The sequence below is a fragment of the Ruegeria sp. ABV4_181 genome (assembly GCF_056158465.1).
Map to the genome: position 1 here is coordinate 1737991 of NZ_JBSWTI010000002.1, position 13536 is coordinate 1751526.

Genomic DNA, 13536 nt, shown 5'->3' on the forward strand with positions numbered 1-13536 from the left:
GCAAAGTCAATTTGGAAGGCCCCGTCATTTGGCGGGGCTTTTGCTTGTTCTGATAGCGAAACGAATTTGCAGCGACGGGATATTGAAATCTGAAGGGCGGCCACCAGCCAAAAGAAAAGGGCGGGTTGCTGAGAACCCGCCCTTTGGATTTTGTTGCCGATGCAGCGTTATTCGCGGTTGCCGAACAGTTGCAGCAGGAACATGAACATGTTGATGAAGTCCAGATACAGGCTCAGCGCGCCCATGATGGCCGCTTTGCCCAGCCACTCCTGATCGCCGGAATGCGCCATTTGCAGGTAGGTGTTCTTGATGTTCTGCGTGTCATACGCGGTCAAACCCGCAAAGATCAGAACGCCGATAACCGAGATCGCAAACGCCATTGCAGAGGATGCGATGAAGATGTTCACGATGGACGCCACGATCAGGCCGATCACACCCATGATCAGGAACGTGCCCATTGCGGACAGGTCCTTCTTGGTGGTGTAGCCATACAGGGAAAGCCCCGCAAACGCGATCGCGGTGATCAGAAACACCTGAATGATGGACTGACCGGTGAAGATCAGGAAAATCGAGCTGATCGACAGGCCCATGACGGCCGCAAAGATGTAGAACACCAGTTGCGCGCCGGCTGCCGACAGGCGGTTGATCCCGGCGCTGAAGCCGAAAACAAATGCCAGCGGAGCGAACATGATCACCCATTTCAGCGGCGATGCGTAAAGCGTGTATCCAAACGATGTCAGATACTTGTCAGCGCTCAGTTGAGCCGCCGCTGCCGAGGGGTCAGCCGTCGTTGCCAGACCCGAGATCGCCCAGGCTGCGGCAAACGTGATCAGCATGCCCACGGACATGGTGCCGTAGACTTTGTTCATATGGGCGCGCAGGCCCTCGTCAATCTGGGCAGCGCGCGCGCCGGCCGCCGTCCGGATCGTGTCGAATTGTGCCATTAAAGGGTCTCCCTTCACGTAATTCTTGTCGCGGCCTGAAGATCAGGCCCCGTTCCCCGCAAATATCGGCAACTACGGGTCGCGTTTCAAGGGTTTAGCACGGGAAACTGGTTAAAACGGTCAACAAAAATGGCGGCCTGCTGATATGGGCCGCCATTCTTTGGAAATAGATGCATCCAGAACTCACTTTTGCCAGAATTGGGGGGCGTCCCAGATTGGCCGGTTTGCCTCGGCCTCGGCCTGTTCGCGCGTGATGCCGATGTCATCAAGGGCGCGGTCGTCCAACTGTGCCAGGTGACAGCGCTGGCGCCGCAGTGACAGCACATCCCAAAGCGAAGTCAGCGAAAATCGGCGGTGAGGTTTGCAATGTCCTGTGATCGCAATTTGGGTCATAATCTTTGTCCTTTCCTGAATTTTCGATGCTTTGTCACTGTCTCATCAAGTTCCTTGATTTATATGGCGTGGTGTGACACATTTTGAAAATGAATATTTATGAAGTGACGCATAAGGAATTGTGAAGATGCGAAATTTGGACATCACGACACTGCGTTCGTTTGTGGCGGTGGCGGATCACGGCGGCGTAACCCGCGCGGCAGGGTTCCTGCACCTGACGCAATCTGCCGTATCCATGCAGTTGAAACGGCTGGAAGAGTTGTTGGGCCTTGAACTGCTGGATCGCAGCGGCCGGACCATCGCGCTGACCGCGTCGGGAGAGCAGTTGCTGGCATATGCGCGCCGGATGATTGCGCTGAATGACGAAGTGATCTCGAAACTTACGGATCAGGCGTTCGAAGGCGAGGTCGTTCTTGGCGTGCCGCATGACATCGTCTACCCCGCAATCCCGCGGGTTCTGCAACGGTTCAACGCAGATTTCCCGCGCGTGCGCGTTCAGCTGGTCTCGTCCTACTCGCTGCAACTCAAGGATATGTTCAAACGCGGTGAGTGCGATCTGATCCTGACGACCGAGGCGACCGGAGGCGAGGGGGCCGAGACCGTTGCCGAGCTGCCGTTGCGCTGGATCGGCGCCCCCGGCGGATCAGCCTGGCGCAAACGCCCGATTCCCTTGGCGCTGGGTCGTCGCTGCCTGTTCCGGCCGCAGGTGATTTCCGCGTTGGACGAGGCGGGCATCCCATGGGAACTGTCCGTGGAAACCGAAAATGACCGCACAATCGAAGCCACGGTGAGCGCTGATCTGGCCGTCCACGCCATGCTGGACGGAACCGAAGCGGCGCATCTGGTCCAGATCGATACTGGCGGCGTCTTGCCGGACCTGCCCGCGCATATGATCAACCTGTATGGTGCCGAAGCCGGACGGGGTGCGGTGGTCGAGGCGCTGGCGGCACTTGTCCGTCAGAACTTCCGCATGCTCGGCAGTGCGCCATTGAAGGCCGTTGTCGGCTGATCCCCGTCAGGGTGTGATCACGACCTTGCCGGTCGCCTTGCGATCCCGCAGCAGCTGCAGGCCGTCTTCCGCGTTTTTCAGGGGCAGCACGTGGCTGATATGCGGCTTGATCCGACCTTCGGTGTGCCAGCGGAACAGCGTGTCAAAGCTGTTCCGAACGATCTGAGGGCGGAAATTCAGGTAACCGCCGATATAGAAGCCGATCACCGTGAGGTTTTTGACCAACAGGTGGTTGGCCGGGATTTGCGGAACGTCTCCGCCCGCGAAACCGATCGGCAGCAGACGCCCTTCGGGATTGGTGGCGCGGAACGCGGCCTTGAACACGTCCCCTCCGATCGCATCATAGACCACATCTGCGCCGCCAAGCTCCTTGACCCGTGCCCGCAGGTCTTCTGAGGCATCGACCAGATGGTCCGCGCCTGCCGCACGGGCGACCTTCAGCTTATCCGCGCCGCGCGCCTGCGCGATCACCGTGGCGCCCATCAGCTTGCCGATTTCGACGGCGGTCAGCCCGACACCCCCTGCCGCGCCCGTGACCAACAGCGTTTCACCCGGTTGCAGCCGTGCCCGATGGTCCAGCGCGATATGGCTGGTTCCGTAGGCGATCTGGATTGCGGCCGCGTCCTCGAAACTCATGGAATCAGGCAGGGGAATCGCCCGGTTCGCGTCGAACACACCATATTCTGCCAATCCGCCCTGACCGGAATAAACCGCGACCCGGTCACCCGGTTTCAGATGCGTAACGTCAGGACCAGCTTCATCGACGATGCCGGCGATTTCCATGCCTTGCGTAAACGGTGCAGGCGGTGTGTCCTGGTAGGTGCCCTTCTGCATCAGCAGGTCGGCAAAGTTTAGTCCGCACGCTTTGATTGCGACGCGAACCTGCCCCTCTTTAGGTTGAGGAACGTCAATATTGCAAAGACGGGCGGCGGCCCCCTGACTTGGCACTCTGTACGCCAGCATCGTCGCGCTCCTGTGTTTTTGGCATAGATTCGCGCTGGCCCGGAATTGTCAATCATTTACCCTGCGGGACAGGCAGGCCGGAGCCTTTGTCGGGATATCCCTAGGGGCGGAAATGACGTGTGCGAGACCATCCCGACACAACCATAAACCTCAGTTCAGCGAAACAGATTCAACCTTCTTGAAAAAAAGCCAAAAAGGCGCAATAGTGATCCATGGTGCTGATTTGGGGGGCATGTTCCAAATTAGGAAGTGGTTAAGGGCGGCTCGCTAGCGTTGCGTTCCAAAGCAAGTCGCGCACCTGAGTGAGTTGTGTGTGTGTAGTAGAGGAGAATACCAATGACCCATCACGTCGATGTCCATGTGGGTAAGCGTGTCCGGCATCGCCGCTGGCTGATTGGCATGACGCAGCAGCAGTTGGCGCAGCAAGTTGGTATTAAATTTCAGCAGATTCAGAAATACGAAACCGGGGCCAACAGGATCAGCGCATCCCGGTTGTGGGACATCGCCGAGGCACTGGATGTACCAGTCAGCTTTTTCTTTGAGGGTCTGGAAGAGGCTGAAAAGGAAAGCACCGGCAAGAAGTCGGTTCCGGCGGATCTGATGGGCGACAAAGAAGCTCTGGACCTGGTTCGGTCCTACTATGCGATCCCCGAAAACCAGCGCCGCCGCCTGTTCGAACTTGCCCGGGTTCTGAGCGACGTCGCCTGAACGAACGGGGTTGACTCTGAACCGCGCGGACCGCACGGGTAGCGCATGCAAGAGACCTCGCTCAGTGATCTGGAAGTAGCCGAAGAAATGGCTGACGCGGCGCGCGCGGCCATTCTTCCGTTTTTCAGACAATCCAATCTTGAAACAGACAACAAGCTGGCCGATGGCTTTGATCCGGTTACGGTTGCCGACCGGAACGCCGAACAGGCCATGCGGGAAGTGTTGGCCCGACGCCGCCCGGACGACGGCGTATTCGGTGAAGAGTTCGGTCAGGTTGAGGGCAGCACCGGCCGCACCTGGGTTCTGGATCCTATTGACGGTACACGCGGGTTCATTAGCGGAACACCTACCTGGGGCGTTCTGATTGCGCTCAGCACGCAGGACGGGCCGATAATGGGGGTGATTGACCAGCCCTATGTCGGCGAACGGTTCATCGGGTCCGCGGAAATTGCGCAGGCAACAGGCCCGACGGGCACGATGCCCTTGAAGACCCGTCCGACGCAAACGCTGGATCAGGCGATCCTGTTCACCACTTTCCCCGAGGTTGGCACACCGGAGGACCGCGCCGGTTTCGAGGCCGTGGCGCGGCAGGCCCGGCTGACCCGCTATGGGATGGATTGCTATGCCTATGCGTTGCTGGCGGCCGGGCAGGTGGATCTGGTGATCGAATCTGGCCTGAACGCCTATGACATTCAGGCGCCGATTGCGGTGATCGAGGCCGCGGGCGGCATCGTGACGGATTGGCAGGGCAAACCGGCCCATAACGGTGGTCGGGCATTGGCGGCGGCAAACGCCGAACTGCACGCTGTGGCGCTGGAAATCCTGCTCAAATACTGAAGCCTGTTGCCCGGCGCCGGCCAGTCGGATAATCTCACTCCGGCTGGTTCTTGTGTCCGTTTTCCGCCAGCCTGCGCACTCCTTGCATGAAACGGGCTGTTGCAGGAGGGCGAAATGACCGAATTCCTAATCAAAAATGCAGATTCGATTCTGACCATGGATGACACGCGCCGCGAAGTGTCGGGTGCGGATATCCTGATCCGGGACGGGCAGATAGAACAGATCGGCCACGATCTGCGCACGGCCGGGGATGTTCACGACGCTTCGGGATGCGTTGTGACGCCTGGGCTGGTGAACACCCATCATCATCTTTACCAGACCCTGACCCGCGCCGTGCCCGGCGGTCAGGATGCGTTGCTGTTTGGTTGGTTGAAAACGCTCTACCCGATCTGGTCCCGGTTCGGCCCGGAAGAGATGTATGTCTCGGCCCAGATCGGACTGGCGGAACTGGCCTTGTCGGGCTGTACGCTCAGCTCGGACCACCTCTACCTGTACCCCAACGGCGCACGGCTGGATGACACGATTGCCGCGGCCACCGAGATCGGCCTGCGGTTTCACCCGACGCGCGGCGCGATGAGCATCGGTGAAAGCGCGGGCGGGTTGCCGCCGGATGCTCTGGTCGAGGCCGAAGACGCAATCCTCGCCGATATGGCGCGGGTTGTGGATGCCTTTCACGACCCGTCCGAGGGTGCGATGTGCCGGGTGGGTCTTGCGCCCTGTTCGCCATTCTCGGTCAGCCGCGAGCTAATGCGCGACACGGCGGTTCTGGCGCGTGAAAAGGGGGTCATGCTGCACACGCATCTGGCTGAAAACGAAGAGGATATCGCCTATTCGCAAGCGCAGTTCGGGTGCCGCCCCGGTCAGTATGCGGAGGAGCTGGGCTGGACCGGATCGGACGTCTGGCACGCCCATTGCGTAAAGCTGGACGGGGCCGAGATCGACCTTTTCGCCAGAACCCGCACCGGTGTCGCGCATTGCCCCTGTTCCAACTGCCGTCTGGGTTCGGGCATCGCGCCGGTCCGGGCCATGCGGGACCGGGGTGTGCCGGTCGGGTTGGGTGCGGACGGCTCTGCCAGCAACGACAATGGCAGCCTGATCCTCGAAGCGCGTCAGGCCATGCTGTTGCAGCGGGTCGCGAACGGTGCGGACGCCATGTCGTCGCGCGAAGCGCTTGAAATTGCGACGCGAGGCGGCGCGGATGTGCTGAATTGACCCGATTGCGGCCGTCTTGCACCCGGCAAACGTGCGGACATAGCCGTCTGGGATACGCGTGGTATCGAAAGCGCAGGTAGTTGGGACCCCGCCGCCTTGTTGTTGGCGGGGCCGATGAAGGTCAAACATCTGTTTGTCGAAGGCCGCCAGATCGTGCGCGACGGGCAGGTTACCACACTGGACATGCCCCGCGTGATCGAACGGCAAAACCGGCTGGCCCGGGCCTTGCAGATTTAGAGGTTGACGCGCTGACCGGCGATCCAGACCTCGGCGATCGCCCGGTCGTCGCCCATCATGATAGTGGGGAAGATGGCTTCCCACAGATCCTCAGCGCAGGCTTCACGTTGAGCGATGGCGGCGGTCGAGGCCAGATCCAGTACGATCAGGTCGGCCTCCATCCCCGGTGCGACATTCCCGATCCGGTCGTCCATCCGCAACGTACGCGCCGAACCGACTGTGCCCAGCCACAACAGCTGTGCCGCGTGCAGGGGCGAACCGCGCAGCTGTCCGATTTCATAGGCCGCCGCCATGGTGCGCAGCATCGAAAAACTGGACCCGCCGCCGGTATCCGTGGCCAGACCGACGCGATGCCCGTCACGCATCAGCCCGGACATGTCGAACAGGCCCGAGCCTATGAACGTGTTCGAGGTCGGGCAGTGGATCAGCGAAGCGTCAACTTCGCGCAGACGGTCTCGTTCGCGCGATTCCAGATGGATGACGTGACCGTATACGCCATGAGAGCTCAGCAGCCCGAATTTTTCATAAGTGTCCAGATAATCGCGCGCTTCCGGGAACAGCTCGCGCACCCACGCGATTTCGTCGGTCTGCTCGCTGAGATGCGTCTGCATCAGGCAATGTGGGTGTTCCGCCCACAACGCGCCCATCGCTTCAAGCTGTTCGGGGGTGGATGTGGGTGAAAAGCGCGGCGTGATGGCATAGGACAAACGGTCAATGCCGTGCCATTTTTCCAGCAGCGCCGCAGATTGATCATAGGCCGTCTGAGGTGTGTCCCGCAGCCCCTCGGGCGCGTTGCGATCCATACAGGTTTTGCCCGCGACCACGCGCTGATTGCGCTGCTGCGCTGCCGTGAAGAACGCGTCGACGCTTTCGGGATGGATGGTGCAGAAACTGCACATGGTCGTGGTGCCATGCGCGGCTGTCAGGTCAAGATACCGGTTGGCGATTTCGGTGGCATATTCCACCTCGCCGAACTTCATTTCTTCGGGAAAGGTATAGGTGTTCAGCCAGTCGATCAGGCGCTTTCCCCAGCTGGCGATCATAGCGGTCTGGGGATAGTGCACATGCGCGTCCACAAAACCGGCCATGATCACGTGTTGCCCGTGGTCCACAACGGTTGCGTCCGGGTGCGCGGTGGTCAGGCTGCCGGCATCCGCCACGGCAGAGATTCGGCCGTCTTCGATCAGAACGGCCTCGCTGATGCGCACCGCGTCTGTTGGTTCGCCGTCAAAGGGCGACCGGGTGAAGCTCAGGACGCGCCCTTTCAGTAGCGTTTTTTGCGCCATTTTCATTCATCTCCGCCTGTATGGGACTGCGAAACAGCATAGGCGGGCGAAACTTGTCGGTAAATCGGCGCATTGTCATTGTTTTCCGGTAGCTGCTTCTTCTAATTAGGGGTCAATGACCAAGGAAACGGGGGCAGACATGACGACAGGCTTTGATGAACCCGTAACCGAACCCGCCAGCGACGAAGATGTCTATGCGCTGGACCGCCGCACCCTGGCGGCCATCCTGTATGCGGTCGATGTGGAAGACCGCGACAAGCTGATCGAGTTGATGGAGCCGCTGCACCCGGCCGACATCGCCGACCTTCTGGAACAGATCAACCCGTATGACCGGACACGCCTGATCCGTCTGTATGACAAGGAATTCGACGGCGACATCCTGTCGGAACTTGACGAATCCGTCCGCGAAGAGGTTATCGCCGTTCTGCGCCCGGACGTTCTGGCCGACGCCGTGCGTGATATGGAAAGCGACGATGTCGTCGACCTGCTTGAGGATCTTGAGGAACCCCAGCAAGAGGCGATTCTTGACGCGCTGGAAGATTCCGAACGGATCGCGGCGGAACAGGCTCTGTCCTATCCCGAAAACTCCGCGGGCCGTCTTATGCAGCGCGAAGTGGTCATGGCGCCCGAGCACTGGACGGTGGGTCAGGCCATCGACTTCATGCGTTCCAATGACGATCTGCCTGAACAGTTTTATCACGTCGTTCTGGTCGATCCGCGCCTGAAGCCGGTCGCGCAGGTCACGCTGGGCAAGCTTATGGCGACCCGCCGCGAAGTGGCATTGCATGAAATCGCAGAGGAAGAGTTTCACACCATCCCCGTCGATCAGGACGAAGAGGATGTCGCCTATGCCTTCAATCAGTATCACCTGATTTCGGCCCCCGTGGTGGATGCCGACGGACGGCTGGTCGGCGTGATCACCATTGACGACGCAATGGTTGTTCTGGACGAGGAATACGAAGAGGACATGCTGCGCCTTGCGGGGGTCAGCGACGAAAGTTCGCTGTCGGACAGTGTGGCCGCGACCAGTCGGCGGCGGCTGCCGTGGCTGGCGGTGAACCTGTGCACCGCAATCTGTGCCTCGCTGGTGATTTCACAGTTCGAGGCGGCAATCGATCAGTTGGTTGCTCTGGCCATTCTGATGCCGATCGTGGCGTCGATGGGGGGCAATGCCGGAACACAGTCGCTGACAGTGGCGGTGCGGGCGCTTGCTACCCGTGACCTGACCGGCGCGAACGTCTTGCGGGTGATCCGGCGGGAATTGCTGGTCGGGCTGCTGAACGGTCTGTGCTTTGCCATCGTTCTGGGCACGGTTGGCATGCTGTGGTTCGAATCCGCGTTGCTGGGTGTCGTGATTGGGGCAGCCCTGGTCGTGAACATGATCATAGCAGGCTTTGTCGGTACGGTAGTACCTGTGGTGCTGGACCGTCTGGGCGCCGACCCGGCGCTTGCGTCCGGCACCTTTGTGACGACGACGACGGACGTCATGGGGTTCTTCCTGTTCCTTGGGCTTGCAAGCGTGGTGCTTTTGTGACCGATCTGACCGAAATCAAGGCCGCCGCGCGCAAGGTGGCCTTTGCGCGCCGAAAGGCGGCATTTGACGCGCGACTGCCGGGCGCAGCCGGCCGGTTGTCCGAGGTTCTGGCCGGCCACCGGGGCGTGCCGTTGTCAGGCTATATGCCGATCCGGACCGAGATTGATCCGCTGCCCGCCATGGCCGAGGCGTCGGCCTATGGTCCGGTCGGTGTTCCGGTCATTCAGGCGGCGGGGCAGGCGCTGAAGTTTTCGCGCTGGACACCCGAAGGCGCGTTGAAAGACGGGCCGTTCGGCGCGAAAGTGCCCGAGGCCGACGACTATTTTGATCCTGAAATTCTGATCGTTCCGCTGGTTGCGTTCGATGTGCAGGGTGGGCGGCTGGGCTATGGCGGCGGGTTTTATGACCGAACGCTGGAGGGCTTGCGCGCGAAACGCCCGACGCTCGCCATCGGGTTCGCCTTTGACGCGCAGGAGGCAGACGGTCTGCCGCTGGAACCCACCGATCAGCCGCTGGATATGGTGATCACTGAAAGCCGTGTGCTGACGTTCTCTGCCTGACCGCGTCAGGCCGGGTTGTTTTCACGGAAATACTCCCAGGCGTCCATTTCCCGGCCATCTGCCAATATGCAGACCCCGTACTGCCCGTTGTCCCCATCGCGGATTTTATAGCGCGCACCGCTTTCGACGCAAAACGCCGCCGCCGGATTTGCCAGTTGTGCGGTTGTGGCAGTGGAAGTGGGCTGATCGCAGGCCGTCAACGCGACCATGCCGATGACCGTCAGAGCGGTACGGGGCACAAAAAATCTCCTGTTGAATGGGCTTTCGAGGATTATACAGACAGTTTAACCGCTTGTGCTTGCCCGATACCACACTTAGGACAGGTCGGATGAGGATACTTTTTCTGGGTGACGTCATGGGCCGTGCAGGACGCACGGCGGTTCAGCAGCATCTGCCGCGTCTGCGCGAGGAATGGCGGCTGGATTTCGTGGTGGTCAACGGTGAAAACGCCTCGAACGGGATGGGGCTGACCGGTGATCACGCAAAGCTCTTGCTGGATGCCGGTGCGGATTGCCTGACACTGGGTGATCACGCGTTCGACCAGAAGGACATGCTGCAATTCATCGAGAATGAGCCGCGCATTGTGCGCCCGATGAACTTTGCCAAAGGCGCACCGGGGCGCGGGCATCGGCTGTATACCGCGCCGGGCGGGCGCAAGGTGCTGGTGGTTCAGGTGTTGGGGCAGGTGTTCATGAAGCGGCCCTTTGACGATCCGTTTTCGGCCATCGAACCGATCCTGAAGTCGCACCCACGCGGCGGGCAGGCGCAGGCGATCATCGTGGACATGCATTGCGAGGCGACATCCGAGAAGATGGCGATGGGCCACTATTGCAACAACCGTGCCAGCCTTGTTGTCGGCACGCATACCCATGTACCGACTGCGGACGCGCAAATCCTGCCCGGCGGCACGGCTTACCTGACCGATGCGGGTATGTGCGGCGACTACGACTCGGTCATTGGCATGGACAAGGTCGAGCCGATGCGCCGATTCATCACCGGCATGCCCAAGGCCCGTTTTACCCCGGCCAATGGCGAGGCAACGCTGAGCGGAGTGTTCGTTGAGACCGACGACCGAAGCGGGCAGGCGAAATCTGTGCAAATGATACGCATTGGCGGGCGTCTGCAGCAGGCGGGGCTGTAAGAAAGCGATGTCAGGCTTGCTCTGCCGCGTGCAATGCAGGAAACTGCCTGTCGGGCGCGTTTGCCAGGCCAGGGTTCGGACAGAATACCAAGAATGCAATTCCTTCAGCTGACAGAAACGGGCAGCGCAATACTGGCGCTGATGATCGTCGCGGGCATGTTCGTCATGTTCCTGCGCGAGGTCTATCCGACCGAGGTTGTCGCCATCGGCGGCGTCGCCCTGATGCTGGTGACGGGCATTCTGCCTTATCAAAGCGCGCTGGCGGTCCTGTCCAACCCGGCGCCGTGGACGATCGCGGCAATGTTCATCATCATGGGTGCCCTTGTGCGGACCGGTGCGCTGGACGCCTTCACATCGACTGCGCAGAAACAGGCGCAGGTGAACCCCCGCATCGCCATCGGGTTGCTGATGGCATTTGTCGTTGTCGCCTCGGCCGTGGTGTCGAACACCCCCGTGGTTGTCGTCATGATCCCGGTATTCGTTCAAATCGCGCGCACGCTGAACGTTCCGGCCTCAAAGCTGCTGATCCCGCTCAGCTATGCGGCCATTCTGGGCGGCACACTGACCCTGATCGGCACGTCGACCAACCTGCTGGTGGACGGTGTCGCCCGGTCTCAGGGCATGACCGCCTTTACGATTTTCGAGGTCACGCCTCTGGGCATCGCATTGGTGATTTACGGCATGGTCTATCTGCGCTTCATTGCGCCGCGCGTGCTGCCCGAACGGGACAGCATGGCCTCGTTGCTGAGCGACCGGTCCAAGATGAAGTTTTTCACCGAGGCCGTTATTCCGCCCGAAAGCAACCTGATCGGGCGCGAAGTCGTCGGTGTTCAGCTGTTCAAGCGGCCCGGCGTGCGCCTGATCGACGTGATCCGGGGTGATGAATTGCTGCGGCGCAACCTGAAGGGCGTCACGCTCAAGCTGGGCGATCGGGTGGTTCTGCGGACCGAGATGACCGAACTGCTCAGCCTGCAGCGCAATAGGGAACTGAAACGGGTGGATCAGGTCTCGGCGGTTGAGACCAAAACCGTAGAGGTTCTGATTACCCCTGGTTGCCGCATGGTGGGGCGTACCCTGGGCACGATGCGCCTGCGCCGCCGGTACGGGGTCTATGTGCTGGCCGTGCATCGCCGGAACCAGAATATCGGGCGTCAACTGGACGACCTGGTGGTTCGGGTCGGCGACACGCTGCTGTTGGAGGGCGCGCCCGCCGACATCCAGAAACTGGCGGCCGATATGGACATGGTCGACGTCACCCAGCCGTCGGCAAGGGCTTTCCGGCGCAGCCACGCCCCGATTGCCATTGGGTCCCTGATTGGGATCGTCGCGCTGGCCGCCCTTGGGGTCGCGCCGATCCTGTTGCTGTCGGTGCTGGCGGTCGCGGTGGTTCTGATCACCCGCTGCATTGACGCGGATGAGGCGTTTTCCTTTGTCGAAGGCCGTTTGCTGGCCCTGATCTTTTCGATGCTGGCCATCGGTGCGGCGCTGGATAAGTCCGGTGCCGTTTCCCTGATTGTCGAGGCCATAGCGCCCGGCCTTGGAAAACTGCCGCCCTTCCTGATCATCTGGGCGGTCTACCTGCTGACCTCGGTGCTGACCGAGCTGGTGTCAAACAACGCCGTGGCCGTGGTGGTGACACCCATTGCCATCGGGCTGGCGCAGGCGGTCGGGATCGATCCGCGCCCTCTGGTGGTGGCGGTGATGGTGGCGGCGTCAGCCTCGTTCGCGACGCCGATCGGGTATCAGACCAATATGATGGTCTACGGCCCGGGCGGGTACAGGTTTGTCGATTTCATGAAGGTCGGTATTCCGCTGAACCTGACTGTGGGATTGCTGGCCTCATTGCTGATACCGTTTATCTGGCCGCTGTAGCACCACAGGCGTGGAATCGCTGATCTGAGGCAGCGGCTCTTGTAAATGCCGATCCTGACACGATCTTTTCACCAAAGCGGAAGTGAAAGGATCTTACCATGCCATTTCCAAAGCTCGGTCAGATTATCGTCGCCAGCGCAATTGTGCTGACCCTTCTGGGCACCCAAAGCCATGCCGGCACGGTGACGGGAACCGCCACCTATCGCGAACGGATCGCGGTACCGCCGGACGCGACGCTTTATGTTGAGCTTCAGGACGTGTCTCTGGCTGACGCTCCGTCTGTGGCGCTTGCCTCGAAACGCTATGCGATGGATGGCGTGCCCGCGCAGTTTGAGCTGACCTTTGACGACGCATTGATCCAGAACGGCCATCAATATGTCGTGCGTGCCACCATCAATCAGGGGCAAAAGCTGCTGTTTACCACGGATACGGCCTATCCGGTTCTGACCGATGGTGCGGGGAATTCCGCAGACCTCATGCTGGTGCAGGTTCAGGGAGACATCATGCTTGAGAACACGCGGTGGACCGCCGCTGTCCTGAACGGTGCGCCGATTGACACAGAGCGCCGCCCCGAGATTTCCTTTGCTTCGGGAGGGGCCTTTTCCGGCAGCGGTGGCTGCAACCGGTTCAATGGTCAGGCCGAGATCTCCGGTGCGAATATCGTATTTCCCGACAACATGGCCGCAACGCTGATGGCCTGCCCCCCAGCCCTTGAAGAGGTCGAGCGGCAGTTTTTTGATGCGCTGCAGCATGTCACAACCTTCGCGATGGAAGGTGATGCATTGGCGTTTTTGGACGCAGCGGGGGAGCCTGTTATCAAGCTGGCTCGCACCCAGTAGT

At 60.5% G+C, this 13536-nt stretch carries 13 protein-coding genes and 1 pseudogene; 9 read left to right on the forward strand and 5 right to left on the reverse strand.

The annotated features are described in order from the left end of the window. Nucleotides 1–167 precede the first annotated feature (167 nt). Nucleotides 168–944 (reverse strand): Bax inhibitor-1/YccA family protein, encoded by a 777-nt coding sequence (locus ACXAC3_RS08600; protein WP_475158768.1) that lies wholly within the window; start codon nucleotides 942–944, stop codon nucleotides 168–170. Nucleotides 945–1127: 183 nt separating this feature from the next. Further along, nucleotides 1128–1337: a DUF1127 domain-containing protein gene (locus ACXAC3_RS08605; protein WP_475158770.1), complete on the reverse strand. Its 210-nt coding sequence runs from the start codon at nucleotides 1335–1337 to the stop codon at nucleotides 1128–1130. Nucleotides 1338–1464: 127 nt separating this feature from the next. Between ACXAC3_RS08605 and ACXAC3_RS08610 the strand changes: the two genes are divergently transcribed. After that, a complete protein-coding gene (locus ACXAC3_RS08610; protein ID WP_475158773.1) occupies nucleotides 1465–2346 on the forward strand; it encodes a LysR family transcriptional regulator in 882 nt (293 codons plus the stop codon). Between the two features lie 6 nt (nucleotides 2347–2352). Here the strand turns inward: ACXAC3_RS08610 and ACXAC3_RS08615 are convergent, their stop codons facing one another. After that, the gene (locus ACXAC3_RS08615; protein ID WP_475158776.1) at nucleotides 2353–3309 is read right to left on the reverse strand and encodes an NADPH:quinone oxidoreductase family protein; all 957 of its coding nucleotides are present in this window, start codon (nucleotides 3307–3309) and stop codon (nucleotides 2353–2355) included. A gap of 336 nt (nucleotides 3310–3645) precedes the next feature. Here ACXAC3_RS08615 and ACXAC3_RS08620 point away from each other — a divergent pair, with 336 nt between their 5' ends. The 3 genes and pseudogenes from ACXAC3_RS08620 (at nucleotide 3646) to ACXAC3_RS08630 (ending at nucleotide 6303) form a co-directional block, all read left to right on the forward strand. After that, nucleotides 3646–4017 carry a helix-turn-helix domain-containing protein gene (locus tag ACXAC3_RS08620; protein WP_239337245.1) on the forward strand — a complete coding sequence of 124 codons (372 nt, stop codon included), beginning with the start codon at nucleotides 3646–3648 and terminating at the stop codon, nucleotides 4015–4017. A gap of 45 nt (nucleotides 4018–4062) precedes the next feature. Next, the gene (gene hisN / locus ACXAC3_RS08625) at nucleotides 4063–4854 is read left to right on the forward strand and encodes a histidinol-phosphatase (protein WP_475158780.1); all 792 of its coding nucleotides are present in this window, start codon (nucleotides 4063–4065) and stop codon (nucleotides 4852–4854) included. Nucleotides 4855–4968: 114 nt separating this feature from the next. Next, nucleotides 4969–6303 (forward strand): annotated as a pseudogene (locus ACXAC3_RS08630) (8-oxoguanine deaminase). On the opposite strand, the gene guaD reads toward ACXAC3_RS08630, so the two are convergent. Beyond that, nucleotides 6300–7589, reverse strand: a complete 1290-nt coding sequence (gene guaD, locus ACXAC3_RS08635) for a guanine deaminase (RefSeq protein WP_475163390.1) — start codon at nucleotides 7587–7589, stop codon at nucleotides 6300–6302. The pseudogene ACXAC3_RS08630 and the gene guaD sit on opposite strands and share 4 nt — an antisense overlap. A 139-nt stretch (nucleotides 7590–7728) precedes the next feature. Between guaD and mgtE the strand changes: the two genes are divergently transcribed. After that, the gene (gene mgtE, locus ACXAC3_RS08640) at nucleotides 7729–9123 is read left to right on the forward strand and encodes a magnesium transporter (protein ID WP_475158782.1); all 1395 of its coding nucleotides are present in this window, start codon (nucleotides 7729–7731) and stop codon (nucleotides 9121–9123) included. Then, nucleotides 9120–9683 carry a 5-formyltetrahydrofolate cyclo-ligase gene (locus ACXAC3_RS08645; RefSeq protein WP_475158784.1) on the forward strand — a complete coding sequence of 188 codons (564 nt, stop codon included), beginning with the start codon at nucleotides 9120–9122 and terminating at the stop codon, nucleotides 9681–9683. The genes mgtE and ACXAC3_RS08645 overlap by 4 nt, the downstream gene beginning before the upstream one ends. 5 nt (nucleotides 9684–9688) lie before the next feature. On the opposite strand, the gene ACXAC3_RS08650 is transcribed toward ACXAC3_RS08645, so the two are convergent. Continuing rightward, on the reverse strand, nucleotides 9689–9922 hold the full coding sequence (locus tag ACXAC3_RS08650; protein WP_475158787.1) for a putative hemolysin: 234 nt from the start codon (nucleotides 9920–9922) through the stop codon (nucleotides 9689–9691). A gap of 89 nt (nucleotides 9923–10011) precedes the next feature. On the opposite strand from ACXAC3_RS08650, the gene ACXAC3_RS08655 reads away from it, so the two are divergent. From ACXAC3_RS08655 to ACXAC3_RS08665, 3 genes are all read left to right on the forward strand, one after another. Beyond that, nucleotides 10012–10824 carry a TIGR00282 family metallophosphoesterase gene (locus tag ACXAC3_RS08655; RefSeq protein WP_475158791.1) on the forward strand — a complete coding sequence of 271 codons (813 nt, stop codon included), beginning with the start codon at nucleotides 10012–10014 and terminating at the stop codon, nucleotides 10822–10824. 93 nt (nucleotides 10825–10917) lie between these two features. After that, the gene (locus ACXAC3_RS08660) at nucleotides 10918–12696 is read left to right on the forward strand and encodes an SLC13 family permease (RefSeq protein ID WP_475158794.1); all 1779 of its coding nucleotides are present in this window, start codon (nucleotides 10918–10920) and stop codon (nucleotides 12694–12696) included. Nucleotides 12697–12794: 98 nt separating this feature from the next. Continuing rightward, nucleotides 12795–13535, forward strand: coding sequence for a YbaY family lipoprotein (locus ACXAC3_RS08665; protein WP_475158798.1), 741 nt, complete (start codon nucleotides 12795–12797; stop codon nucleotides 13533–13535). The last annotated feature ends 1 nt before the right edge of the window (nucleotide 13536 follow it).